Genomic DNA, 24,816 nt, shown 5'->3' on the forward strand with positions numbered 1-24,816 from the left:
CAGAAGCGGCAATTATAGAAGGACTATTGCCATCGGTGCGGTGCGCTAGTACACGGATGGCGCCATTGCCAAGATGGTATGCTCCCTTACTGGCTGGCCGCGGGCTTTCGGCATAGGCTAATTTTGAGAGGTGTCCAATGGCTGAGATCATCCATTCCTTTTACGAGACGCATCGCGGTGCAATGGAGGCCGCCATGCGCCAGCGCCTCGACCTTGCCGAAGCGATGTTGAACGAGCGCGCGCATCTGTCCGACATCGATGGGATCAAGCAGGAGGTGATGGACGAATTCGAAATCGTGCTCGCCCAAATGCCCTATGTTGGAGGTGCGGAAAGCCGCATGAGCGATTTCTTCATGCGCCTCCTGGGTTTTATGGCTATCAGCCGGGTGCTCCGGCGACATGGCGTGTCGCTGTCCGTGATCGGTGAAATCGAGCGGAAAACCTACAAGGCGCAATTGCTCATAGTGCCCGAAGCGGAACGTATCGCGTCGGGACATCAGTTTATGTCGCCAGGGAATCAGGCTTTGCTGCGCGAGCAGGCTGCAAAAAGCACGACAGAGAGCCACCAGACAGCGTTTCCGCAAGACTTCGTCTACGATTTCATCGAACCGGGCCCGGGTGATAACTTTGAATTCGGCATCAATTACAAAGCCTGCGGCTTTTGCAAATTCGCAGCCTGCCATGGCGATGAAGAAATCCTGCCGAACATTTGTGGACTTGATTTCGACGCCTATGCCGCGCGAGGCATCCAACTGGAAAGGACACAAACCTTGGCTGGCGGTGCGAGCCACTGCGATTTCCGATTTTCCCGGCTTCCGTCGAAATAGGGAAGTGCTGAGTTATTCATCCTCTCCGAGCATGCATGAATTCGTACTCCTGGCAGCCTTCATCCACATGCCAGGCATCCAGCACATTGCCCTCGCTATCGATAGCGCAAACAGCTACAAAGTCTCGAAGCGAAATTTAATACGTTTGAGGAGAGACCACGCTATGAATCACCCATTCACCATCTCCGTGCCGCGTTTAGAGACTGAGCGACTTACTCTTCGCGAATATCGACGCGAAGACTTCGATTTATTTGCGGATCATTTGATGAATTCCGAAAGCTCGGTTCACTTGGGCCAAGCAGACCGTCAAACGGCTTGGCGAATCTTTAGTTCACATGCTGGATTATGGGTCATACACGGGGCTGGATGGTGGGCTGTCGAGGATAAACAGACTGGACAGCTCATCGGAAACGTCGGAGCCTTCTTTCGCGAGCAATCAACTGTGATGGAGATAGGGTGGAATACCTATCGAGCATTCTGGGGCAAGGGAATTGCGAGCGAGGCGGCAGCGGCAGTCCTGAATTATGCATTCGAGGTTCGACGCGAACCGAAAGTTCGAGCGCTCATCGCTTCTGGCAATGATTCATCGCGTCGTGTTGCCGACCGCCTTGGAATGGCATACGAAATGGAGGTAGAGCTGTACGGCAATTCAATCGACAGTTACATACGTGAGCGTAATTGAATGGCCTCCTTTGGGCTGTGAATTCAATCGGCGCAAACGGACTGCGGCGCACTCCTGACAGAAACTGACAAGCACCACGAATACACTGAAGTTCCTTTTTTTTGCATAGGAACTCAGCATGAAATTCGCATCGATTCGTCTTGTCACCGAGCAGTTTGAAGCTCTTCTCGCTTTCTACAAGAACCTGTCTGAAATTGAACCCGTCCGGCTTGCCGACGGCTTTGCTGAAGTGCGCTTTGAAGGCGCCGTGCTGGCTATCTCTGCCCAGCAACTGGTGGCGCGGTTTAATGCCGGGGCAGCTATTGCTGCAGCCAACCGGTCGGCTATCCTGGAGTTCCAGGTGGCAGACGTGGAGTCTGTCCGCGACCGTTTGGCTCAGGAGAATGTTGAAATCGTGATGCCCCCCACGCGCATGCCATGGGGGAATCTGTCGCTGCTGGTTCGAGACCCGGATGGGAATCTGGTCAACGTCTATTCGAAGCCTGAAGACTGAGACGCCTCAGCCGATGAACGAATCGAACTGCAGGTCAAACTCCTGCAAGGCCTTCTGCGCGTTCTGCATCTTCTTGCGGAACTCGGGGCCGCGTTGCAGCGCCAGGCCGACGGCCAGCACGTCGATCACCACCAGATAGGCCAGGCGTGCCGAGATCGGCGTGTACGGGTCGATGTTGAAGATCAGGTCGATCGGGATCAGCACAGTGGCCATATCCGCCAGCGGCGTGCCGGACGGCGCCAGCACGATGACGTCGGCCCCGCCGCGGCGCGCCAGTTTGATCGAGCGCACCAGCGATGGGCTGTTGCCGCGCTGGGAAATCGCCACCACCGCGTCGCCGGTGCGCAGCAGGGCGGCGGCGATACTGTGGATGTGCGGGTCGGCGTAGGCCACCGTCGGCACGCCGGAGCGGAAGAACTTGTGCTGCGCGTCCGCCGCCACGATGCCGGACGTGCCCTGGCCGTAGAACTCGATCTTGTTGGCCTTGGACAGGATGTCCAGCGCCTTCTGGATCGCTTCCGGGTCGAGGTTGTTGCGCAGGTCGAGCAGCGTGTTGATCGAGCGGCTGCAGATCTTGTTGACCAGGTCCGCGGCCAGGTCGTCCTGGGTCGGCTGCTCGTTCAGGCCGGGCAGGGCCAGCGCCAGGCCTTGCGCCAGCTTGAGCTTGAACTCGTGCCAGCCGTCGTAGCCCAGCGTGCGGCAAAAGCGCACCACGGTCGGCTCGGACACCTGCGCGCTCTTGGCGAGCGCGGTGATGTTCTGGCTGACCGTCTGGCCCGGATGATCGAGGACCGCCAGCGCGACCTTGCGCTCCGATTTGGAGAGCGAGTCCAGCTGGGTACGAATGGAATCTAAAAGCATTTAATCCTCAGGAAGTGCTTCTTCACGCCACTGCAGGCCATCGCGGCCGATCAGCGCCGATGCCGCGGCAGGACCCCAGGTGCCCGAAGCGTACGGAATCGGGAAGCTGTCGTCGGACTCCCAGTTGTTCAGGATAGGCTCGACCCATTCCCACGCCGCTTCCAGCTCGTCGCCGCGCATGAACAGCGTCAGCTGGCCGCGCAGCACGTCGAGCAGCAGGCGCTCGTAGGCGTCCATGCGCGGCGATTTGAACGATTCGCGGAAGTCCAGCTCCAACTCGGCCTGTTTCAAACGCATGCCGTCGCCCGGCGTCTTCGCCATCAGATTCATGCGCAGGCCTTCGTCCGGCTGCAGACGGATGACCAGCGAATTAGGCTGGAAGCTGTTGGTCGGCTGGGCGAAGATCGAGTGCGGGATCTGCTTGAAGCGCACGACGATTTCAGCCAGGCCGTCGGCCATGCGCTTGCCGGTACGCAGGTAGAACGGCACGCCGGCCCAACGCCAGGTGTCGATCTCCGCCTTCATCGCGACGAAGGTCTCGGTGCGCGAGTGTTCCGGCGCATCCGGCTCGTCGCGGTAGCTCGGCACGGCCTTGCCGTCGACGTGACCGGCGCGGTACTGGCCGCGCACGATGTTCTGCGCCAGCGTGGTCGGCGTGAATTTTTTCAGCGAGCGCAGTACCTGCAGCTTGGCGTCGCGCACGGCGTCCGGCGCGATCGAGGTCGGCGGCTCCATGGCGACGATACACAGCAGCTGCAGCAGGTGGTTCTGCAGCATGTCGCGCAGCGCGCCGGAGGTGTCGTAGTAGCCCATGCGGTTGCCGACGCCGAGCTTTTCGGCGATGGTGATCTGCACGTCGGAGATCCACTCGCGGCGCCACAGCGGCTCGAACAGGATGTTACCGAAGCGCAGGGCCAGCAGGTTCTGCACGGTCTCCTTGCCCAGGTAGTGGTCGATACGGTAGATCTGCGATTCTTCGAAGACCTTGCCCACTTCGGCGTTGATCTGCTTGGCCGAGGCCAGGTCGCGGCCCAGCGGTTTTTCCAGCACCACGCGCGAATTGGCGGTCACCAGGCCGTTCGATTTCAGGTTCTCGCAGATCTGCGAGAAGATCGCCGGTGGCGTCGCCAGGTAGTAGACCTTGGTGATGGCCTCGTCCTGGCGCAGCGCCTCGACCAGCGTCTTGTAGCTGGCGGCGTCGGTGGCGTTCAGCGACACATACACGATGCGGGCGGTGAACTTGGTCCACGCGGCCGGCGTCACGGCCGGCGACTTGATGTGCGGCTTGGACGTGGTCTCGACGGTGTGTAGGAAGTCCTGCTGGCTGGCGTCCGCGCGGCCGACGCAGATGATGCGGGCGGTGGCGGGCAAGTCGTTGGCGACGTCGCGGGCGTACATCGCGGGCAGCAATTTGCGCATCGCCAGATCGCCGCTGCCGCCAAACAGAACCAGGTCAAAATCGGTAAGAGCCATAATTATTCGCAGTAAGTAGGGTGCTGAAAAGGGGGACTACTAATCTTAAGTGTAAATTTACTACACGAATTTACGTTTTGCAAGAAAATTTACTACAAATGCCCGGAGTGCGACATCCAGTTTATTCGATATACGCAGGTTCCGCGCGGCCGGCCACGTCCATGCGGATGGCCAGCAGCTTGCCGCTCAGCGGATACTGCGCCAGTTCCGGCGCCGGACGCGCGCCCGCGCTGGTGACGTACAGGGTGCGCAGGTCGGCGCCGCCGAACGCCATCATGGTCGGGCAGCGCAGCGGCAACTTGATCTCGCCGATCAATTCACCGGCCGGCGACAGCTTGACCAGGCGCGCGCCTTCGAACATCGCCACCCAGTAGTTGCCTTCGCTGTCGACGGCGGCGCCGTCAGGACGGCCGCCGTAGTTGTTCTCCTTGTCCATCGAGAACTGCATCAGCAGGCGCTGGTTGTCGACCGTGCCGCGCGCGACGTCGAAATCGAAACGGCTGACGCGGTGCGCGCTGGTGTCGGCGTGGTACATGGCCTTGTAGTCCGGGCTGAAACCGAGGCCGTTCGAGTTGGTCATGCCGCCCGACCAGGCCTTGCGGATTTCGCCTTTCTCCAGCACGAACATCTCGGCGGCCGGCTTGTCGCGCGGCTCGTAGATGGTGCCGACCCAGAAACGGCCGGCGCCGTCGACGTGGCCGTCGTTGAAGCGGGTGATGGCGGTGTCGTAGGGCGCGGCGGCGATGTCGGTCAGGCGCACTTCATCGCTGCCCGTGTCCAGGTGCGCGAAGCCGCTGCGCATGGCGACGATCAGGCCACCCTTGTCGCTGATGGCCAGCGTGGCCGGCTCGCTGGCCAGCTTCCACGAACGGTGCGCGCCGCTGGATGGATCGAGACGGTGCACGGTGAAGGCGGGAATGTCGACCCAGTACAGCGCCTGTTCTTCCGGATGCCACAGCGGGCATTCGCCGGTTTGCATGACTGCGTCGAAGGCGACTTCTATATGTGGTGTGCTCATATTTCAAATCTATCAGTCAATCCGTCATTCCCGCGAAAGCGGGAATCCATGCTGAGCGGCCATATCAGGCGTTCTATGGATTCCCGCCTGCGCGGGAATGACGGCGGTGCGGTTAAAGGTGTTGTGCTGCCTTGGCCATGATGATCAGGCCATTGGTGGAGCTGTCGTGGCGCTCGGGCTTGACGTCGCCGGTCAGTTCCGCATGGATGTTCTTGGCCAGTACCTTGCCCAGCTCCACGCCCCACTGGTCGAAGCTGTTGACGTCCCAGATCACGCCCTGCACGAAGGTCTTGTGCTCGTACAGCGCGATCAGCGCGCCCAGCGCCGACGGCGTCAGCTGGTCCATCAGGATGGTGTTCGACGGACGGTTGCCGGGGAAAGTCTTGTGCGGCACCAGCGCTTCGATTTCCTCGGCGCCCAGGTTTTGCGCTTTCAGGTCGGCGCGCACTTCGTCGGCGGTCTTGCCGGTCATGAAGGCTTCCGATTGCGCGAAGCAGTTGGCCAGCAGCGAATCGTGGTGGCCCGCCAGGTCGTGCGTGGCGCGCAGCGCGGCGATGAAGTCGATCGGCACGATGTCCGTACCCTGGTGCAGCAGCTGGAAGTAGGCGTGTTGCGCGTTGGTGCCGCATTCGCCCCACACCACCGGGCAGGTCGGCGTGTCAACTTCGGCGCCGCCGCGGGTGACGCGCTTGCCGTTGCTCTCCATGTCGAGCTGCTGCAGGTAGGCCGGGAAGCGGTTCAGGTCCTGGTGGTAGGGCGCGATCGACAGCGAGCCGGCGCCGAGGAACTGGCGGTTCCAGAAGCCGATCATCGCCAGCAGCACCGGCATGTTCTGCTCCAGCGGCGCCTCGCGGAAGTGTTCGTCCATCGCGTGCGCCCCGGCGAGGAAGTCGCTGAAGTAGCCGAAGCCCACCGCCAGCGCCACCGCCAGGCCGATCGCTGACCATACCGAATATCGGCCGCCGACCCAGTCCCAGAACGGGAACATATTGGCCGGATCGATGCCGAAGGCCTTCACCGCCTCGGTGTTGGTGGAGACGGCGACGAAGTGGCGCGCCAGGTCCTCTTCCTTAGCCGTCTGCAGGAACCAGTTGCGGGCGGTGCCGGCGTTGAGCATGGTCTCGGCCGTGACGAAGGTCTTGGAGGCGATGATGAACAGCGTGGTCTCGGGGTTGACCTGCGCCAGCGCGGCGTCCATGTCATGGCCGTCGACGTTGGAGACGAAATGCATCTTCAGGCGCGGGTGCGCGTACGAGCGCAACGCCAGCACTGCCATCTTCGGCCCGAGGTCGGAACCGCCGATGCCGACGTTGACGACGTCGGTGATCGGCTTGCCGCTATAACCCAGCCAGGCGCCGCTGCGCACGCGGTCGGTGAAATCCTTGATCTGGTCCAGCACCGCGTGCACGTCGTGGGCGATGTCCTGGCCGTCCACCGTCAAGGCTTTGCCGCGCGGCATACGCAACGCCGTGTGCAGCACTGCGCGATGTTCGGTAAGATTGATCTTCTCGCCACTCAGCATGGCGTCGCGCTGGCGCTCCACGCCGCGTTCGCGGGCCAGGTCCAGCAGCAGGCCGACGGTGGCCGCGTCCAGGCGGTTCTTCGAATAATCGAGGAACAGGCCGGCCGCGTCGACCGTCAGTTTGGGGAAGCGCTGGGCGTCGGCGGCGAACAACTGGCGCAATTGCCAGTCTTTGGCGTCGGCGGCATGGGATTCGAGGGCGAGGAAGCTGGCGGTGGAGGTCAGTGCAGGCTGGCGCATAATGATGTGGGCGTCGTTAGTCTGAGGGAGGGATGCGTGAATGATACAGGAAAAAACGGTAAATTCACTACGGTTACGTCAAAACGGTAGGATTTTTGCATTGTTACCGCTCCCATGCCGGGCAAGGCAGGCCGGCACGCCCTCGAGTACGTGACGCCCTCGTGATCGACTTTGGCCATCGTCCGATAAGAAAAGTCGGATGAAATCGAATTTTTGTAGTAAAATTTCACGGAATTCATTGATAAGGAACGTTCATGGCCCTGCATCCAGTCCTGGAAACCGTCACCGCTCGCATTATCCAGCGCAGCAAACCATCGCGCGGCGCGTATCTGGCCCATCTTGAAGCGGCCCGCGTCAAGGGCGTACAGCGCGGCGCTCTGGCCTGTACCAACCTGGCGCACGGCTTTGCCGCCTTCCCCGCCAACGACAAGCTGTCGCTGAAGGAACTCAAGAAGCCGTCGGTGGCGATCGTCTCGGCCTATAACGACATGCTGTCGGCGCACCAGCCGTTCGAAGGCTTCCCGGCGCTGATCAAGGACGCCGTGCGCGAAGTCGGCGCCGTGGCCCAATTCGCCGGCGGCACGCCCGCCATGTGCGACGGCGTCACGCAGGGCCAGCCGGGTATGGAGTTGTCGCTGTTCTCGCGCGACGCGATCGCCATGGCGACCGCCGTGGCGCTGTCGCACAATATGTTCGACTCCGCCGTCTACCTAGGCGTGTGCGACAAGATTGTACCGGGCCTGCTGATCGGCGCGCTGCACTTCGGCCACTTGCCCGCGGTGTTCGTGCCGGCCGGCCCGATGACCACCGGCCTGTCCAATTCCGAGAAAGCCAAGATCCGCCAGCTGTACGCGCAAGGTAAAGTCGGCCGCGCCGAACTGCTGGAAGGCGAATCTCAGTCCTACCACAGCGCCGGCACCTGCACCTTCTACGGCACCGCCAACAGCAACCAGATGCTGATGGAAGTCATGGGCCTGCACTTGCCGGGCGCCGCCTTCATCACCCCGAACACGCCGCTGCGCGACGAACTGACCAAGGCCGCCGCCAAGCGCGCCGCCGTCATCACCGCGCAATCGAACGAATACCTGCCGGTGGGTCACGTGGTCGATGAGAAGTCCATCGTCAACGCCGTCGTCGCGCTGCTGACCACCGGCGGCTCGACCAACCACACGCTGCACCTGGTGGCCATCGCCAAGGCGGCCGGCATCGTCATCGACTGGAACGACTTCGACGAGCTGTCGAAAGTGGTGCCGCTGCTGACCCGCATCTACCCGAACGGCAACGCCGACGTGAACCACTTCCACGCCGCCGGCGGCACCGGCTTCGTCATCCGTGAACTGCTGGACGGCGGCCTGCTGCACGACGACGTCACCACCATCCTGGGCAAGGGCCTGCGCGCGCACTGCGCCGAGCCGTTCCTGGGTGAAGGCGGCAAAGGCGTGGTCTGGAAGGATTCGCCGACCGAGTCGGGCGACGAAGCGGTGCTGCGCAAGATCACCGCGCCGTTCTCGCCGGACGGCGGCACCGTGCTGGTACAGGGTAACCTGGGCCGCGCCGTGATGAAGGTCTCGGCCGTCAAGCCGGAACACCAGACGGTGGAAGCGCCTGCGCTGGTGTTCAATTCGCAGGAAGATTTCATGGACGCCTACAAGGCCGGCACGCTGGACCGCGACTTCGTCGCCGTGCTGCGCTTCCAGGGCCCGCGCGCCAACGGCATGCCGGAACTGCACGCGCTGACCCCGGCGCTGGCCAACCTGCAGGACGCCGGCCGCCACGTGGCGCTGGTGACCGACGGCCGCATGTCCGGCGCGTCGGGCAAGGTGCCGGCGGCGATCCACGTGTCGCCGGAGATCCTGGCTGGCGGTCCGCTCGGCCTGGTGCGCGACGGCGACATCATCCGCGTCTGCGCCAAGACCGGCACGCTCGAAGCGCTGGTCGAATCGAGCGTATGGCATTCGCGCTCGCTGGCCACGGCCGACCTGACGCCGAACGGCGTGGGCATGGGTCGTGAACTGTTCGCCATGTTCCGCAACAGCGTATGCGAAGCGGAGAAGGGCGCCACCACCTTTGGGCTGCCGTCGCCGATTCCCACCACGGTAGGCCTGCATGACAAAGACCCGGTCGGCAATACCGTGCCAGGTTCCGATGAAGATTACTCGATGAAGAAAGAAGCGTAAATCATGACCATGACTCTGCTCGACATTATGCGTACTTCGGCCGTGATCCCCGTGATCGCGATTGACGAACCTGAACATGCAGTACCGCTGGCGAAGGCGCTGGTGGCCGGCGGCATCCGCGTGCTGGAAGTAACGCTGCGCACCAAGCACGGCCTGGGCGCGATCAAGGCCATGTCGGCCGTCGAAGGCGCGATCGTCGGCGTCGGCACGCTGACGCAGCCGGAAGAATTTGCCGCCGCGCGCGATGCGGGCGCGGTGTTCGGCGTGTCGCCAGGCCTGACGACGGCGCTGATCGCCGCCGCCAAGAGCAGCGGCCTGCCGCTGCTGCCGGGTGTGATGACGCCATCGGAAGTGATGGCCGCGCGCGAGCAGGGCTTCCGTCAACTGAAGCTGTTCCCGGCGGTGCCGGCGGGCGGCATCGGCATGCTGAACGCGATCTACGGTCCGCTGCCGGACGTGACGTTCTGCCCGACTGGCGGCATCTCGCAAGAGACCGCGTCGCAGTTCCTGTCGCTGAAGAACGTAGCCTGCGTGGGCGGCTCGTGGCTGACGCCGAAGGATGCTATCGCTGCTGGTGACTGGGAGCGCATCACGGACCTGGCCAAGGCGGCCAGTGGGTTGCGCTGATAGGGCCAAGGCCTAAAGTAAAACGGCGTTAGCTGGACAAAGCCCCAAAAGTTGGATTCCAACTTTTGGGGCTTTTTCATGGCCGCTCTGCTTTTGGTTAGATATCTAAAGGGGATTAAGTATGGTCTAAGCTGGAACAAGGGTTTTGCCATAAAACGGGGTTTATCACTAGACCCTGCCTCAGTGAGATTCAGATGTTTGCGATAGACTTTGGTTGGGCGTCATCATTCAGTTGCATATAAGCATGATTGTCGAGTCGAGAGCGAAAGATTGTCAGCAATGCAGAGAAGGAGGCGTGCTAATATTTAGCAACAGTACGATCTGCCCAGAAAGGTATCCATGAGTAAATTTGCCAAAGCCTTTATTTCCCATTCGAGTGTGGACAAGCCGTTGGTCGAAGGAGTCGCTAGCAAGGTTTCAGCGGCCCGGTGGGAGATTGATAGCCATACCTTTGAAGCTGGGAAAAGAAGTGCCGCAGAAATTCAAGCAGCGCTTGATCGATCTAGCCTTTTCGTTTTGATCGCATCTGCCAACTCGATGAATTCTGACTGGGTGAAAACTGAACTAGAGTTAGCGCAGCACTTGCTTTATGCAAGAAAATTAGGGGGCGTATTAGTTTTCATTATTGATGGCACGCCAGCGGGAGAGCTTCCAGATTGGGTGCGAATGCACGTGTTTGTTAGAACATCAAATTCTGATCGTATCGCCAATATCGTTCGTACTAAGCTGTTCGAGTTAGATGCGGCCAAAGGAATTCAACCAAAGCCATTTGTATCACGAAAAATTCAAAGCGAGATAGAAACAAAAATCGCGGACCTAAACCGCCAAATCAATGCCTTGTATGTCAGCGGTGTAGATGGGATCGGTCGACGCTCGGCAGTAGCCGATAAGCTGAAAAGTCTCTTCCCCGGAATAGATCTGACTGGGATTCAAGTATCCATATCAGACGGTGAGGGATTGATCGAGACATTCCGTAAGCTGCATTTCGCTTTTCGCGGCCCCACGGTTGCAGAAGCAAAAGATTTTTTTGAGAAAGTTGCAGATTATTCCAAGGAAAAATTAGTCGAGGAGACTAGCTCACTTCTCTATGAGATTGGTGAAGAAAAAATGCTTGTCTGGTTGAAGTTTGACTATGATATTCTCGATGATAATGGTAACTTTCAACCAGAATTCCATTTGCTGCTTAAGAGCCTAAAAAATAGGCGTCCTACAGTTGTTTTATGTGCCAAGCGTTTACCTCGATTCCAAGAACAGCATCGTCTTACAAATGTCGGCTTTTTTAAGATTGACGGCATGACAGATGATGAGTCCAAGCGTCTATGGATATATGCGCTTGATTATCTTGGTATGCAAGATCCCGATGCAGGTTTTATAGCGATGTTGTGTCAACACGTCAGCGGACATCCTGCCATGATTTGGACAGCAGCAGAGTTTGTTGCTCTCGCAAAGAAACCTGCTATAGAAGCAAATCCACGAGAACTAATCGAGGTTCTTCGTGCTCTTTCCCTTAGTCTTGTTGATGGACTCAACTTAAGTGCCACCGCCAAATGCCTTCTTACATTGTTCGATGAGCTCGGGGCTATTGACCCATCAGACCTAATCGAAATATCTGGTGAGTCAGATCAAGCTATTGCTATAGCTGTTAATAATTTAATGTCACTCGGATTGTTGGAAACCGAAGGCGACCATTTGCGCTTGGCGTCTTATTTCCGTGGCGCAAGATTCCGGAAGCAGTTCTCTGCTGAAACTGATGGTTTCTTAATAGAGGCCCGTAAGCGACTATTAGCTCTTACCTCTACGTATACAGCCGAAGATAACATTTCCTTTGAGACGATTGATATTTCTATTACAACTTCAATTCTGCAAGGGAAAGCCAGTCCGCTCGGGTTCAGTGAGCGTGCAGTAGTGGGGTCGCACTATCTTCGAGTGGCAAGGGGATGCTATGACCGTGAGAAATATGACGAAAGTGTTGGGTTCGCAACAGCGGCGTTGGAGAAACGACATACGCTCACGGATGAGACCGTTGTTGAATGCCTCAGGCTTTTGGGAATGGCGGCAGTACGGACAGAGCAACGCAATAGCTTTGACTATGCAATCGCGGAGCTGTCGCGCATTAACACAGCTCAGGCCCGGCGACATGTTCATTTCATTAATGGCTTTGATGCACGATGGAATGGGGAGTTTGACAGGGCAGAGATTGAATTCGGGGAGACGCTTAAGATTAATCAAAAAGATACTCATGCATTACGCGAGATTGCGCAGGTCTTAGCTGTTCGCGAAGATTTCGCCTCTGCTGAAGGATACGCTCGGGAAGCATTAGCTCGCACGCCTGGGAATCCATTTGTCTTAGATGTCCTATTGCAGTGTTTGATTGAGCGCCGGAAGACAAACGTGCAAGCGCTGGCGGACGATATTGAGGTTGATGATCTTTTTTTACAGCTAGAAGTTGCTGATCGTAGAGAGCGCACCGATTTTATCAATGCACGAAATGCCCATTTCTATGCCGCATTGAAAAATTTCCCCGAGGCAATGACTTGGGCTGATCGCGCTGTTCGTGGGTCGCCGAACAAAGTAAGTGCGTATGCAGCTAGAGCCGAGATTAAGCTACAGGTCCGAAATGACGAGGCTGTATTGCACTCTGTAGATACCGATATTCGGCAAATTAAAAAAATAGCTGATGAGAGCAAGGGGGTGCGGCCGCATGCTGGACTTCTCGCCAAGTTGAAGGTGCGTTTCGAGCTGGCCAAGGGGCATCTCGCAACAGCCATAAAGGAACTCGATGGTGTGCCACGCGGAAATTTCAAGCTGCGGAACAAGCTGTCTGTCGAAATTGCAGATGAAGCTGTACGGCGTAGTGAAAAAGATCCAGATGTTGTTGAATTCGCAAATAGAGTGCTGTCGAGCAAAGCAGCGAAATAAGTTGCTATCAGCGTACTAGCTTCGACTTGACTGGATGCCATATGTTCCTGTGAGGTCCAAGGCTGTCTTAGCTGAGCAGAAGTGGTTGGGGTATTTTGGGGGTATGTTGAGAATTGAACCTTGTTTTTTCAATCTAAGTTCATGATTAAAAAAGATTTTTTATGGTGGGTTCGGTAGACGCCGTCGCACTGAATTAAAGCAAGGCCTTACGTATAAGCGGTGCAAAGGTGGTTGACCCGAGAAACTAGCTGCGCATCAGCAATATGGCAAAGCACCAGCGGTCTGCGCGAATAAGGCACGGGCCTAAGGCGTCGTTTTACTCAGCAAGTCACTCATCCTCTGCTGCCATCCTGGGCCACCGGCCTTCCATCGCTCGATGATGTCAGCGGGAAGACGGAGGGAGATCTCCGTCGTTTCTTCCGTTCCCACCTGCGTCAAATGGGTAGTCTGCCCCGAATGCATCTGTTTCACCGATTCCAGCAAGTCACGTTGGAATTGTTCTTTCTCAGGTTTCATGGATATTGGCCGAAGATTTTAGCTGCACCGAGGGGCGTGCCGACAATCGTACACCACCAATATAGCTTGATACGTCCCAATTCCTTCCGGCAAGATTTACGCAACAATGCCTTGACACTCCCAGCCCAACTTTGGAGGCATCATGGCTATTGACGTATATCTGCAAATTGACGGCATCAAGGGCGAATCGGCCGACTCCGCGCACTTGGGATGGATCGAAGTCACATCAGCGCACTGGGGCGTGGCGCAGCCCAAGAGCGCCACCGCGTCGACGGGCGGCGGCCATACTGCTGAACGTTGTGAGCACCGCACTCTCTCGATCACCAAACTAGCCGACCTGTCGTCGCCTCTACTGATGCAGACCAGCTCCATGGGCAGGACTATCCCCAGAGCCAAGCTGGAGTTCATGCGGGCCGACGGACAAGGGGACCGGGTAAAGTATTACGAAGTCGAGCTTGAGAATGTGTTGATCGGGAATATGGATCAGCTAGTCAGCGAGGGCACGATTCTTCATGATTCCATAGGCCTGAAGTTCTCCAAAGTGAAATGGAAATACACGCAGCAAAAGATCGGCGGCGGCCTCGGAGGAAATACCAGTGGCGGCTGGGATCTTGCGACCAATCGGGTGGCGTGATGGCGCCCCGTCTGCTTGAGCTACAACCCAAGGACTCGCGCAAGTACTTTATGCTTCCCCAAGCTCCAGAGGACGCTGGGTACTACGTTTATGGCCAGTTGCACGGCAGATCCAGTAACGGCACTTTCCAGTATGCCCACTCATCAATGATGACGGCGATACTCAGGGTTGAGCGGGAATGGCAATCCATGGACTCGCGTAAATTCGGTGTCGGAGATATCAGCTTGGCCGGTGGCCTGGCGAACACAGACCATGCTTCGCATAAAAGCGGTCTGGACGTTGATGTGCGCCCGATGCGCAAGGACGGCCTGCATCTGCCCGTGACTTGGGCCGATGCCGAATACGATCACGATGCAACGGCCAAGTTGATAGGGCTGTTTCTCCTCCACTCGAGAGTGGAGCTGGTTTATTTCAATGGACCTGGCATTGCGTTTGTGATCCCGCTGAAGGGGCACGACAATCATTTTCACGTTAAGTTGCGAGGCTGATATGCGAAGAGTTACGTGGTTGCTCTTGGGGGCGAGCGTGTTCATTTCGTTCTCCAGCGCGGCCGAGTATCTGGGGGACTATAAGACGTTTCGCGCGAGCTATTTGATTTACTCAGGCGAGCCGGGCGAGCGGGCGGCGCCAACGGCAACTGATCGGAAATTGGCGATTGCGATCGAAGGCCAACCGGCAAAGGAAATATTCGATTCGATGGCGCCTGACTTCCACCCGACCTGCAGCCAAGAGAACGGTGATCGGGATCGACGCAAGGGGAATGCGTATTGCACATACAGCCCGCGTGAGCCGGGGAAAGGGTATAGATGCTGGATCGGAGTTAATCTTCGTACTGGTGAAAGCGTCGGATCCGTGAGTTGTTAACTTCCTCACGGATCCTTGCTGAAGACTTCTACGTCCGACGGCAACTGCACCCAAGAATGCCGGCGGCAATCGTAGACCGAGACTGTCGGCGCTGGGAAAGCCGGATCGGCAAATGCTCCGACCGCAACGCTCACACTGCCGTCATCGCCGACCTCGGTATGAAACAGGTTGGTGCCACACATGGGACAAAACCGAAAGATGAATTGCGCACCCTGATCGCCGGTGCGGACATACTCGGTCGCCTTGCCGCTTACCGAGTAGGGCGCTGAAAAACTTGCTAGCGCGGCGAACACGCTGCCCGTCCTGCGCTGGCAGGCGAAGCAGTGACAGACACCCACGCCGCGCGGCTCGGCATTTACTTCGATATTCAGCTGCCCGCATGAGCAGGATGCAATTCGGTTACCCACGGCGATTTGCCGCTGCAATGAATTTGTTGAATACCTTAACGCGAAGTTCTTTCATTGTTTTCCTTTCGGACTCTGATCAGGAGGGTTTTTCACTTTGTCGGAGCAACGAAATTTCTTCACGTATTACCTTCCTTAACGCGGCTGTGGTGATCGGTTTATTGCGATCTGCCGGAGGATTCATTGCGCCTCGAAGCGCTGCATTGATCATGGTCTGATAGCCGGTTCCCTGTGCTTCGGCCTGATCGCGAAAATGCTGAATGACGTCATCGTCGAGCATGATGGTAATGCGGGTTTTTCCCGGCGCAGATATGACTGCACCGCGCTTTCCCTTGCTGAAGTCGTATTCTTTACGCATGGTATTGCTCCGCTTCGCCTTTGCTGGCCTTGCGCGCGGAAATTAGTCGAGTGCGGTCTCCACGCGGAGTGTGAATGACGACCAGAATTCGTGCGTTGGCATCCGCGCCGAGGGTAACAAAGCGCTGCTCCCCCATTGAATCGTCGTCTTTAATTGTGACGGCCATTGGGTCGTTCAGCGCTTCTTCTGCTTGAGCAAAGCTAACCTTGTGTTTTCTTAAGTTGGCTCTTGCCTTGGCTGGATCGAATTCGATGTCTATATAGGTATTATGCATATCCTATACATATAACGTCAAGCTGGGCTGTATTCTTTGACGTTACACAACTATATGAGCCGTCAGCGATTAGGATTCAGACAGAAAAGGCCCGCCTTTGTGGCAAGTTCCAATACCGGCGTGGCTTGTTCCTTGTTTTGGAAGTACAGGATATTGGTATCGTCCCAGCCGGCCGCGTAGATGCAGCCCAGTTCCGGCAGGATGATGAATTGCGACGGCACGCCGTAGTCGTTGAAGCGCGACTGGCGCAGGAAGCCTTCGCGGTCGGTGTAGCGCTTCAGTACCAGCTTGGCCTTGGCCGGCCAGCGGCCGCGATGGCGCAGCGTATAGACAGGCGTGAGATCGAACAGCGCCGCCCAGTGCCGGGCGAATTTCTGGTTCCGCCGCACGCGTTCTTCGCCTTCGAAGCAATCCAGCAGATGCCACTCGCTCTCGTCGTCGAGCCAGTGGTCGAACACGGAGATCGCCAGGCGCTGCATGCCGCCGGCCGAGTCCAGATCCCTGATTTGCTTCAATTGCGGAAACTGCCGGTGGATTTCGGCAGCGACGTTCGCGTCAACGCGAGACAGCATCTTCATATACATCCTTCATTGGTGACTAGGCCTTCAGCGCCGAAGTATAACCTCAAGCCACCGTGCGGGCGATGTACTCGCGCAGCCATTGATGCGCCGGGTCGCGATGCGAGCGCTCGTGCCACAACATGGCCATCTCATAGCCCGGCACCTCGACCGGCGGCGCCACGCAGCGCAGTGCGGGATGGTCTTGCACCAGCCGCTCCGGCAGCATCGCGACCATATCGGTACTCGCCAGCGCCGATATCACAAACAAAAAGTGCGGCACCGACAATGCCACCCGCCGTGGCGGCAAGCCCGCCGCCGCCAGCGCACGGTCCGTGACGCCGCTGAACCCTCCGCCGTCGGGCGATACGATGACATGCTCCATGGCGCAGAACTGCGCCAGCGTCGGCCGTCGTTTCAGGCGCGGATGGTCGCTGCGTCCCGCCAGCACGTAGCGCTCCCGGAACAGCAGCCGATGGCGCATGCCCGGCGGCGCTTCCTCGCTGGTGTGGAGGGCCAGGTCGATCTCGCCCGATTCCGCCTGCCTGGCGATGCGTGGCGGGATCAGTTCAAGCACCGCCAGCCGCGTTCCCGGAGCCGCCGCGCGCAAGCCCGCCAGCGCCGGCAGCAGGATGGTCGATTCGCCATAGTCGCTGGCGGCCACGCGCCACGTTTGGTTCGCCTCGCGCGGATCGAACGGACTGGCTGGCGACACCGCACGGCCCAGCGCTTCCAGCGCCAGCCGCAAGGGCTCGCGCAATTGTTCGGCGCGCGCGGTGGGCCGCATGCCGCGCGGCCCGGGCAGCAGCAGCGGATCCCCGAAGATGTCGCGCAGCTTCGACAGGTGCACGCTGATGGATGGCTGCGAAAAGTTCAAGCGCTCCGCCGCCCGCGTCACGTTGTGCTCCGAGAGCAGCACGTCCAGCGTCACCAGCAGGTTGAGGTCCAGACGTCTGAGATTATTCATGGCTATACCTGGAATATTAGAAATTCATTTTCAATATACCTCATCTGCTCCTATGCTGGTGTTTTCCAGTCAAGGAGTAGCGTGATGAATGTTCTGATTGTGTATGCCCACCCCGAACCGAAGTCGTTGAACGGCGCGTTGAAGGACTTTGCGGTGCGGCGTCTGGAAGCGGCGGGGCACGCCGTCCAGGTATCCGACCTGTATGCGATGAAATGGAAGGCGCTGGTCGATGCAGGCGATGTCGTCGGCGGCCCGGCCGGCGACCGTTTCGACCCGGTGGCGGATTCCCGGCGCGCCTACGCCAACGATTTACAGAGCGCCGATATCGCCAGCGAGCAGGACAAGCTGCGCTGGGCCGATACCGTCATCTTCCAGTTCCCGATGTGGTGGTTCTCCATGCCGGCCATTATGAAAGGCTGGGTTGAGCGTGTCTATGCCTTCGGCTTCGGCTACGGCGTCGGCGAGCATTCGGATGTGCGCTGGGGAGACCGCTACGGCGAGGGCACGCTGGCCGGCAAGCGCGCCATGCTGGTGGTCACGGCCGGCGGATGGGCGTCGCACTACGGCCCGCGCGGCGTCAACGGTGCTATCGACGACCTGCTGTTCCCCATTCAGCATGGCATCCTGTACTACCCCGGCTTCGATGTCCTGCCGCCGCTGGTGGTCTATCGCGCCGAACGCATGGACGACGCCAGATTCTCCGCCGTGTGCGGCGAACTCGGAGAGCGCCTCGACACGCTTGCGCAAACCGCGCCGATACCGTTCCGCCCTCAGAATGGCGGCGACTACGACATCCCCGCCATGACATTGAAAGCCGATGTGGCGCCAGGGCTGTCGGGCTTTGCCGCGCATCTCGTTGCAGCGGACGCCCTGCCGGCGCCTCGTGTGGGATGACGGTCAGCGGAACGTGGCGAGATATTTCGCCGGCACCGTTATGTCATGCAGTCCGCCGGAGAAGGCCGCGATGATCAGCGTGGCGGCCGTGAAGCCGCCTATCACCAGCAGCACCTTGGCGATACGCAGCGTCGCGGCGCTGAGGCGATCATGCGCAAGCCAGTGCAGCGCCCGCGCCAGATGGACCGTGATCGCCAGCATGGCGAGGAAGTAGTAGGGCATGAAGAAGTAGCGATACGGCAGCACGTGCATGCCCGCGGCGGCGTAGTAGAAGTTCGTATCCAGCCCGAACCGCGTGCGCCCGGCCAGTACCGCGCTCACGTGCACCAGCAGGAAGAACGCCAGGTACAGCCCTGAACCGAGCTGCAACAGGTCCAGTCCTTGATGCCGGTCGCGCCAGCGGCGACGAATGAAGATCAATCCACTGGCGACCTGGCTGGCGGCGCACAGCAGCAGGATGACTTCGACCACGCGGTTGCGGTACACCGCGCGAAACGCCTCCATGAAGTGGATATGCGCCTCCGGGCCGCCGATCGCCAGCAGGTGATTGAGTAGATGCAGCGTCAGGAAGGCGCCTAGCACGCAGGCGCCGATGCGATGGATCTTGTGCAGCACGCGGCTCACTCCGCGCGGTTGCGTACCCGCATGCGCAGGCCGATCGGCGACATGGTGAAGCCCATCAGCTCTTCCGGCTCTTCGCCATCGGCCGTATCGATGGACTCGATGTCGAAGCTGCTGAGCAGCATGGCGCTGGCGAGTTTGATTTCCAGCAGCGCCAGGTAACGGCCGGGGCAGGTGCGCACGCCGGCGCCGAACGGCATCGACACATGTTTGTCCATTGCGTCTTCGCCGCGCTTCAGCCAGCGGTCCGGATCGAACAGGCCGGCCTGCGCGACGTGGCTTTCGCTGACGCTGTCGTTGCGCATCACGCACCACACCAGGCTGCCGGCCGGCACCCGCACATCGCCGACCACGCTGTCGCGTAGCGCTTCGAGCGGAATGAACGGCGCCACCGGCTTGAGGCGCATCGCTTCCTGAGCACAGGCGTCGAGGTAGTCCAGCGCATCCATCTGCTCGACGGTGAAGGCGGCGGCATCGGGCGCCACGCGCATGACTTCTTCCCGGGCCTTTTGCAGCGTGGCCGGATTCCGCTGCAGCAGGTACAGCATCCACGCCAACGTGTTGCTGGTGGTGTCTTCGCCGGCCAGCAGCATGGTGGTGACGTTGCCCGCCACGGCGATGTCGTCGACGCCGCTGCCGCCTTCGTCCGCCGCGCAGATCATCGCTTCGAGCAGGTTGACGGGATGCTGGCGCCGTGCCGGTTCGGCCGCGATGCAGGCGCGTGCGGTGGCGATCAAGTCATCGACTGCCTTGCTCAGCGCGGTCACGCACTGGTCCAGATGGCGGTCGCGCGCCAGCTTGACGTAGCGCCAATACGGGAACAGCGCGATCGAGCGGCGCGCGATCTCCGGCAAGATCACGTCCATGTGGCGCTGGATGACGTCCTCGCCGCCGTCGATGGTGTTGACCTCGGTGCCGAAGGCCAGGCCGGCGATCACGTCGACGCTGAAGCGCTTCAGGTCTTCGGCCAGGTCGATGACGGTGCCGTCGCTCGCCGCCTGCCGCCAGCGGTGTTGCAGGCGCAGTCCCACCGATACTAGCGACGGAAAGTAGGCCTTCACCGCGTGCGGCGCCAGCGCGGCCATCACCATGCGCCGCTGGTCGCGCCACGCCGCGCCTTCCGCCATGAACACGCCGGGACGCCCGCCGATTTCGTCGGACACCTGGGTGGTGATCGACGGCCGGCGGAAGCCGTCCGGGCGATCGCGCAGTACGGCGTTGACCAGGTCGTGGCCGGCGAGCACCAGGATAGGCGTGCGACCGAATTTGATCCTGAACATGGGGCCATAGCGCTTGCTCCAGGCCTCGACGTCGCGGTGCACGCGCAGCGGGCGGACTTGCGGCAGGTTGCCCGCCAGCGGCCAGGGACGCGGCCCCGGCAGGCTGTCTATGGTGCGCAGATGGTTGGCGGCAGGGGCGGCGGGGGCGGTGATCGTGTTCTCCATGTGGCTTCCTTGTGTGACGATGCCTCACTATGCCTTGGCGGCGGCGGCGCGTATTGAACGTTTGCGACACACCGCCGGCCGCCGCGCTTTAGTATAAACTTTGCAAATGACCGCCACCGAACCCTCCCTGACGCGCCTGATCGTGCCGCCCTTTGCGCTGGCCTCCTGCGTGCGCGCCTACATCACGCGCAGCACGGTGGAGGCGCCGCTGGCCGATGCGGCGGACCGCTTCAATCATTTCCCGGCCACGCCGCATTGCTCGATCACCTGGTTCATCGAAGGCGAGGCCGAGGTGGTCGAGCCGGCGGGCATGCCGCACGAGGAACTGCGCGCCGTCTTTGTCGGTCCGCAGACGCGGCCCATGGCGACCTACAACCCGGGGCCGGTGCGCGTGTTCATGGTGATGTTTTATCCGCAGGCCATGCACGCGCTGAGCGGTATCGACGTGCCGGCGTGGGTCAACCGCTGGGATGCGGTCGAGCGGGTGCTGGGGCCGGAATGGGGCGCGATGTCCGACGCGCTGCTGGCGGCCGCCGACGACCAGGCGCGCCTGGCGGTGCTGGAAGCGTTCCTCGAGCCGCGCTGGCAGGCGGCGCGTCCCGGTGGGCCCGGCGCCACGGCGGGCGACTGGGTGCGGCATCTGGCGTGGCAGGTGGCCGATACCGCGCTGGGACGGGGTGTGCGCAGCATCGAGCGCCACATCAAGGCGCGCGCCGGGCAACCGATGCGCAAGCTGCTGCGCCTGCAGCGTGCCGAGCAATCGTTCTTCGACGCGCGCGAGGAATTCATGGCGGGCAAGGTGTTGTGGTCCGACGTGGCCGCGCGCGGCGGCTATTCCGACCAGGCCCACCTGTGCCGCGAGGCGCGCGAAATCACCGGCCACAGCCCGCACGAATTGGCCCGCATCCTGAAGTCCGAGGACGAAAGCTACTGGATCTACCGCATCTGGACTTAAAGAAGGGTGCCGCCCCAGGTGGCGGGATCGATGTCGGCCGTCGTTTGCGAGAAGGTCCAGATGTGGCCGCCGGGATCGGCCACCGAATACTGCCGCTCGCCGAACGGGTAGTTGGTCGGCGGACTCAGCGAGCGCGCCTTGCTGGCCATGGCGCGCTTGTAGTGCTGGTCGATGTCGCTGACCCGCACCATGATCGAGTGGCAGGGATGGGGACAGGCCGGCGCCGGCTGCGGCCGCTGCGCCACCACCACCGCGCCGGCGCCGCCGGCGATGTTCAATTGGATCCGATGGTCGCCGATGCGCAGCCGCTCGCTGTAGCCGAACGCCTCGCACAGCCATTGCGCCGCCACCGCCACGTCCTGGTAGTGCAGCACCGGGATCACCATCACGTCCTGGATCGAACGGTTGGGCGCCAGCTGCGTCATGCCGCGCCTTCCGCGGCGCGAACGCCATGCATTGCAATACGGTCAGGCGGTAAAACGGTGAGTGTGGCGGCGTTGCGCATGGCTATCCTCCATCGGGACGATTATCGTACGGAGATTTTTTGCTTCCAGTCTTCCCACGCGGTGGTCACCAGGCAGGTAATCAGCAGCGCGCTGTATTCCCAGCCTCCGGTGCCCGGCCCGACCACGAAGAAGCCGTTGTGGCGGTGGAACAGGATGATGCCGGTGGTGTAGATGATAGTCAGCGCGGCGCAGACGGGCAAGGTAAATAATTTCATGGCCAGCAGCAGCGAGCCCAGCGTCTCGGTCACGTTGACCGCGTAGGCCAGGATGGTGCCGCTGCCGCCCGGGAAGCCCTGGTCTTCGAGGATTTGCCCGAGGATGGGACTGCTGCCTTCATAGAAACGGTAGGCGCCGTGGGTGAAGATCAGTGCGCACAGGACGAGGCGCAACAGGTCGGTGCCTGCCGTCGCGCGAGTAAATATTTTCATAAGGTCTCCAGGATATTGTTGTTTTTACACTTGGGCCGGCATGATCGGCACCGTCTTGTGCAACTGCCTGCGCTGCCGCGTCTGGGCGTCGATAATGCCGCGGATGGCGTCGAGGCGGCGCGGGTCGCGGTACAGCAGGTTGTAGCTTTCGAACGGGATCATCTTGCCGTCCGGCTGGGCGAAATGGATGCACGATTTTTTCAGCGCGCGCACGTCGAGCGAATACGCGTCCATGAACTGCACGATCAGCACCCGGAATACATTGTCGTAGCGGAGTTGCTCGGGCGCGGCGATCAGCGGCAGGCAGCACATCAGTTCGGACAGGCAGTTGGCCTGCGATTCCGGCGAGTGGTTGGTGGAAAACAGCTTGAACACCTGGTCCTTCATGCTGGCCTTGAACTGTTCGTCGCGCTCGAAGACGATGGTGTTGGCGCTGCCTTCTACCAGCGTCTGCGGATCGAGATAGCGGGTCAGCGGCACGGCGCCGTCGGCCGTCTTGATCGCGTAGGCCATCGCCAGCGTGTCGGGATTGCAGGGCACCGGCACCACGTCCGCCAGCGTGAACAGCGCGCTCTGCTCGGCGATCTTGCGGCGGATTTCGGACGCCGTCAGCCGGTGCAGGCGCGGGTCGTAGTCCTCGACCCGGCCGGCGTCCTGGATCGGCTGCAGCGTCACGCCGCGCACGCAGGGCTGGCTCAACGCGAACTCGATGATGGCGCCGATTTCATCGTCGTTCAGGCCCTTCTTCAGCGTCACCACCAGCGTGGTCGACAGGCCGGCCGCGTTCAGGTGTTCGAGCGCCTGGCGGCGGATGCGCGTCAGGTCGGCGCCGCGCAGCGTCTTGTGGACTTCGCCGCGCAGCGAGTCGAACTGCAGGTAGACTTCGATGCCCGGCGCATAGCCGGCCAGCCGCTGCGCGAACGCCGGGTCCTGGGCGATGGCGATGCCGTTGGTGTTGACCATCACGTGCTTGATCGGGCGCGCCTTGGCCGCGTCGAGGATGTCCCAGAACTGCGGATGCAGCGTCGGCTCGCCGCCGGACAGCTGCACCACGTCGGCCTCGCCCTCGTTGGCCACCACCGCGTCGAGCATGCGCAGCACCTCGTCCAGCGACTTGTGCGTCTCGCGATGGGTGCCGCTTTCGGCGTAGCACACCGGGCAGTTCAGGTTGCAGTTGTCGGTGATCTCGACCACCGACAGGCAGGAGTGCTGCATGTGGTCCGGGCACAGGCCGCAGTCGTAGGGGCAGCCGTATTCCATGCGCGTGTTGAAGATCTGCGGCATCTCGGGATGCTTGACGAAGACTTCGCGGCACAGCCGGTAGTATTCGACATCGTCGCTGATCAGCACCCGCTCGGTGCCGTGGGCCTGGCACCACTTGTCCATGTAGACGTGATCGTCCTTGAAGATGATCTTCGCTTCCACCGGATGCAGGCAGGTGGAGCAGACCGACGTCGTGGTGTCGTAAAACAGGTAGGGGCGGGTTTTTCTGCTCATGTTATTTCTCGGTTGGCGGCGCCGGCCGGCGCATGGGCATGGGGGCCTAAGAGTTGACGGAGCAGCAGCGGCGTGTAGCACAGCAGCGCCACCAGGCAGACCAGCTGGATGCCGCTCAGCTGCGCGGGATAGAAATACGGCACCGGCTTGAGGCCGTCGACCCACAGCCGCCACAGCAGGTAGCCTGCCAGGTAGAACTTGAACATCAGCCCGGGCCTGGCGCGCCAGCGCTCGCGCGTGGCCAGCAGCGCGCCGCCCCACAGCAGCGCGAAGGCCATGTCATACAGCTGGGTGGGGTGGCGGGCGATGCCGTCGCCGAAATCGACGCCCCACGGCAGCGCCGTCGGCGTGCCGTAGGTGCCGTCGTTGAGCCCGGCCAGGAAGCAGCCGGTGCGGCCGATGATCGTGCCGGCCACCAGCGGCAGCACGAACTGGTCGCCGGTGGACGCACGCGCGCCGGTCAGCTTCTTGGCCAGCTCGACGCCCAGCAGCCCGCCCAGCAGGCCGCCGACGATGGACTGGCCCGACATCCACACGCCGGCGTCGGCCGACAGCGTGCGCCACAGATGGGGGAACTCGATCCAGAACACCAGCTTGTTGCCGATGGCCGCGCCGAGGATGCAGCCGATGACCACCGCGTAGCGGCCCGGCTGCAGCAGGCTGCCGGCGCTTTGCCGGCGGTAGATCTGCACGCCGGCCGCCAGCGCGGCCCATTCAAACAGCAGGTGCAGCAGGTGCGCCGTGGCCGGCGCAAACACCGGCGCGTTCAATCGCCGCGTTCCGGCTGGCCGGGCTGGTCTGATTTGGCCAGTGTGCGGATCAGGCGGAAGCAGCCGTAGGCCAGGCCGAGGCCGATCGCGCCGGGTACGCCCATCATCAGCAGGGCGCCGGCGTCGCGTGCCACCGTGCCGCCGATCACGCCGAAGGCGCCGCAGATGCCGAAGCCGAGCATGAAGACTGAACAGACGGCGATGCTAATCCAGCGCAGAAAAGTAATCATCGGAATGTCAGCAGTAGGTTGTCTGGAAGCCGGTACTATACGATGCCGCGCGGCCGG

At 60.8% G+C, this 24,816-nt stretch carries 27 protein-coding genes; 10 read left to right on the forward strand and 17 right to left on the reverse strand.

Annotated features, from left to right (window positions below; all coding sequences use genetic code 11):
- The first annotated feature begins 137 nt into the window (after positions 1-137).
- The 3 genes from ABWW33_RS23525 to ABWW33_RS23535 all read left to right on the forward strand — a co-directional run bounded on the left by ABWW33_RS23525 (position 138) and on the right by ABWW33_RS23535 (position 2,002).
- Positions 138-827: an L-2-amino-thiazoline-4-carboxylic acid hydrolase gene (locus ABWW33_RS23525; RefSeq protein WP_353403970.1), complete on the forward strand. Its 690-nt coding sequence runs from the start codon at positions 138-140 to the stop codon at positions 825-827.
- Between the two features lie 163 nt (positions 828-990).
- Positions 991-1,509, forward strand: a complete 519-nt coding sequence (locus ABWW33_RS23530; RefSeq protein WP_176654245.1) for a GNAT family N-acetyltransferase — start codon at positions 991-993, stop codon at positions 1,507-1,509.
- Between the two features lie 118 nt (positions 1,510-1,627).
- Entirely contained in the window at positions 1,628-2,002 is a 375-nt protein-coding gene (locus ABWW33_RS23535) for a VOC family protein (protein ID WP_353403971.1), read from the forward strand.
- A gap of 6 nt (positions 2,003-2,008) precedes the next feature.
- Here the strand turns inward: ABWW33_RS23535 and ABWW33_RS23540 are convergent, their stop codons facing one another.
- The 4 genes from ABWW33_RS23540 to pgi all read right to left on the reverse strand — a co-directional run bounded on the left by ABWW33_RS23540 (position 2,009) and on the right by pgi (position 7,116).
- On the reverse strand, positions 2,009-2,863 hold the full coding sequence (locus tag ABWW33_RS23540; protein WP_176654247.1) for an SIS domain-containing protein: 855 nt from the start codon (positions 2,861-2,863) through the stop codon (positions 2,009-2,011).
- Positions 2,864-4,336, reverse strand: coding sequence for a glucose-6-phosphate dehydrogenase (gene zwf, locus ABWW33_RS23545; RefSeq protein ID WP_176654248.1), 1,473 nt, complete (start codon positions 4,334-4,336; stop codon positions 2,864-2,866).
- Positions 4,337-4,457: 121 nt separating this feature from the next.
- Positions 4,458-5,354, reverse strand: coding sequence for an SMP-30/gluconolactonase/LRE family protein (locus ABWW33_RS23550; RefSeq protein ID WP_353403972.1), 897 nt, complete (start codon positions 5,352-5,354; stop codon positions 4,458-4,460).
- Positions 5,355-5,466: 112 nt separating this feature from the next.
- Positions 5,467-7,116 carry a glucose-6-phosphate isomerase gene (gene pgi, locus ABWW33_RS23555; RefSeq protein ID WP_353403973.1) on the reverse strand — a complete coding sequence of 550 codons (1,650 nt, stop codon included), beginning with the start codon at positions 7,114-7,116 and terminating at the stop codon, positions 5,467-5,469.
- Positions 7,117-7,370: 254 nt separating this feature from the next.
- On the opposite strand from pgi, the gene edd reads away from it, so the two are divergent.
- The 3 genes from edd to ABWW33_RS23570 all read left to right on the forward strand — a co-directional run bounded on the left by edd (position 7,371) and on the right by ABWW33_RS23570 (position 12,839).
- On the forward strand, positions 7,371-9,293 hold the full coding sequence (gene edd / locus ABWW33_RS23560) for a phosphogluconate dehydratase (protein WP_353403974.1): 1,923 nt from the start codon (positions 7,371-7,373) through the stop codon (positions 9,291-9,293).
- A gap of 3 nt (positions 9,294-9,296) precedes the next feature.
- Positions 9,297-9,920, forward strand: a complete 624-nt coding sequence (gene eda / locus ABWW33_RS23565) for a bifunctional 4-hydroxy-2-oxoglutarate aldolase/2-dehydro-3-deoxy-phosphogluconate aldolase (protein WP_353403975.1) — start codon at positions 9,297-9,299, stop codon at positions 9,918-9,920.
- 339 nt (positions 9,921-10,259) lie between these two features.
- Positions 10,260-12,839 (forward strand): TIR domain-containing protein, encoded by a 2,580-nt coding sequence (locus ABWW33_RS23570; protein ID WP_353403976.1) that lies wholly within the window; start codon positions 10,260-10,262, stop codon positions 12,837-12,839.
- A gap of 303 nt (positions 12,840-13,142) precedes the next feature.
- On the opposite strand, the gene ABWW33_RS23575 is transcribed toward ABWW33_RS23570, so the two are convergent.
- Positions 13,143-13,355 carry a BrnA antitoxin family protein gene (locus ABWW33_RS23575; protein ID WP_353403977.1) on the reverse strand — a complete coding sequence of 71 codons (213 nt, stop codon included), beginning with the start codon at positions 13,353-13,355 and terminating at the stop codon, positions 13,143-13,145.
- A gap of 142 nt (positions 13,356-13,497) precedes the next feature.
- Here ABWW33_RS23575 and ABWW33_RS23580 point away from each other — a divergent pair, with 142 nt between their 5' ends.
- Together ABWW33_RS23580 and ABWW33_RS23585 are read left to right on the forward strand one after the other, a co-directional pair.
- A complete protein-coding gene (locus tag ABWW33_RS23580) occupies positions 13,498-13,989 on the forward strand; it encodes an Hcp family type VI secretion system effector (RefSeq protein ID WP_353403978.1) in 492 nt (163 codons plus the stop codon).
- Complete coding sequence (locus ABWW33_RS23585) at positions 13,989-14,477, forward strand: penicillin-insensitive murein endopeptidase (protein ID WP_353403979.1); 489 nt, start codon at positions 13,989-13,991, stop codon at positions 14,475-14,477. Before ABWW33_RS23580 ends, ABWW33_RS23585 begins: the two co-directional genes overlap by 1 nt.
- Positions 14,478-14,858: 381 nt before the next feature.
- Here the strand turns inward: ABWW33_RS23585 and ABWW33_RS23590 are convergent, their stop codons facing one another.
- The 5 genes from ABWW33_RS23590 to ABWW33_RS23610 all read right to left on the reverse strand — a co-directional run bounded on the left by ABWW33_RS23590 (position 14,859) and on the right by ABWW33_RS23610 (position 17,413).
- Positions 14,859-15,278: a GFA family protein gene (locus ABWW33_RS23590; protein WP_353403980.1), complete on the reverse strand. Its 420-nt coding sequence runs from the start codon at positions 15,276-15,278 to the stop codon at positions 14,859-14,861.
- A 58-nt stretch (positions 15,279-15,336) separates the two neighbouring features.
- Complete coding sequence (locus tag ABWW33_RS23595; RefSeq protein WP_353403981.1) at positions 15,337-15,615, reverse strand: BrnA antitoxin family protein; 279 nt, start codon at positions 15,613-15,615, stop codon at positions 15,337-15,339.
- Positions 15,608-15,889: a BrnT family toxin gene (locus tag ABWW33_RS23600; protein ID WP_353403982.1), complete on the reverse strand. Its 282-nt coding sequence runs from the start codon at positions 15,887-15,889 to the stop codon at positions 15,608-15,610. The genes ABWW33_RS23595 and ABWW33_RS23600 overlap by 8 nt, the downstream gene beginning before the upstream one ends.
- Positions 15,890-15,951: 62 nt before the next feature.
- A complete protein-coding gene (locus tag ABWW33_RS23605; RefSeq protein WP_353403983.1) occupies positions 15,952-16,467 on the reverse strand; it encodes a hypothetical protein in 516 nt (171 codons plus the stop codon).
- A gap of 46 nt (positions 16,468-16,513) precedes the next feature.
- Positions 16,514-17,413, reverse strand: a complete 900-nt coding sequence (locus ABWW33_RS23610; RefSeq protein WP_353403984.1) for a LysR family transcriptional regulator — start codon at positions 17,411-17,413, stop codon at positions 16,514-16,516.
- Between the two features lie 84 nt (positions 17,414-17,497).
- Here ABWW33_RS23610 and ABWW33_RS23615 point away from each other — a divergent pair, with 84 nt between their 5' ends.
- The gene (locus ABWW33_RS23615; protein ID WP_353403985.1) at positions 17,498-18,307 is read left to right on the forward strand and encodes an NAD(P)H-dependent oxidoreductase; all 810 of its coding nucleotides are present in this window, start codon (positions 17,498-17,500) and stop codon (positions 18,305-18,307) included.
- A 3-nt stretch (positions 18,308-18,310) separates the two neighbouring features.
- On the opposite strand, the gene ABWW33_RS23620 is transcribed toward ABWW33_RS23615, so the two are convergent.
- Entirely contained in the window at positions 18,311-18,922 is a 612-nt protein-coding gene (locus ABWW33_RS23620; RefSeq protein WP_353403986.1) for a hypothetical protein, read from the reverse strand.
- Between the two features lie 5 nt (positions 18,923-18,927).
- On the reverse strand, positions 18,928-20,373 hold the full coding sequence (locus ABWW33_RS23625; protein ID WP_353403987.1) for a cytochrome P450: 1,446 nt from the start codon (positions 20,371-20,373) through the stop codon (positions 18,928-18,930).
- Positions 20,374-20,479: 106 nt separating this feature from the next.
- Here ABWW33_RS23625 and ABWW33_RS23630 point away from each other — a divergent pair, with 106 nt between their 5' ends.
- Complete coding sequence (locus tag ABWW33_RS23630; RefSeq protein WP_353403988.1) at positions 20,480-21,328, forward strand: helix-turn-helix domain-containing protein; 849 nt, start codon at positions 20,480-20,482, stop codon at positions 21,326-21,328.
- Here the strand turns inward: ABWW33_RS23630 and ABWW33_RS23635 are convergent.
- From ABWW33_RS23635 to ABWW33_RS23655, 5 genes are all read right to left on the reverse strand, one after another.
- Entirely contained in the window at positions 21,325-21,753 is a 429-nt protein-coding gene (locus tag ABWW33_RS23635; RefSeq protein ID WP_353403989.1) for a VOC family protein, read from the reverse strand. The two genes, ABWW33_RS23630 and ABWW33_RS23635, sit on opposite strands and share 4 nt — an antisense overlap.
- Positions 21,754-21,854: 101 nt before the next feature.
- Positions 21,855-22,262 (reverse strand): DoxX family protein, encoded by a 408-nt coding sequence (locus ABWW33_RS23640; protein ID WP_353403990.1) that lies wholly within the window; start codon positions 22,260-22,262, stop codon positions 21,855-21,857.
- A 24-nt stretch (positions 22,263-22,286) separates the two neighbouring features.
- Positions 22,287-23,759: a radical SAM protein gene (locus ABWW33_RS23645; protein ID WP_353403991.1), complete on the reverse strand. Its 1,473-nt coding sequence runs from the start codon at positions 23,757-23,759 to the stop codon at positions 22,287-22,289.
- Positions 23,756-24,529 (reverse strand): prolipoprotein diacylglyceryl transferase, encoded by a 774-nt coding sequence (locus ABWW33_RS23650; RefSeq protein ID WP_353403992.1) that lies wholly within the window; start codon positions 24,527-24,529, stop codon positions 23,756-23,758. The genes ABWW33_RS23645 and ABWW33_RS23650 overlap by 4 nt, the downstream gene beginning before the upstream one ends.
- The gene (locus tag ABWW33_RS23655; protein WP_353403993.1) at positions 24,526-24,759 is read right to left on the reverse strand and encodes a hypothetical protein; all 234 of its coding nucleotides are present in this window, start codon (positions 24,757-24,759) and stop codon (positions 24,526-24,528) included. Before ABWW33_RS23655 ends, ABWW33_RS23650 begins: the two co-directional genes overlap by 4 nt.
- Between the last annotated feature and the right edge of the window lie 57 nt (positions 24,760-24,816).

It is taken from the genome of Duganella hordei, from assembly GCF_040369125.1.
GTDB classification, from domain to species: Bacteria; Pseudomonadota; Gammaproteobacteria; order Burkholderiales; family Burkholderiaceae_D; genus Rugamonas; species Rugamonas hordei.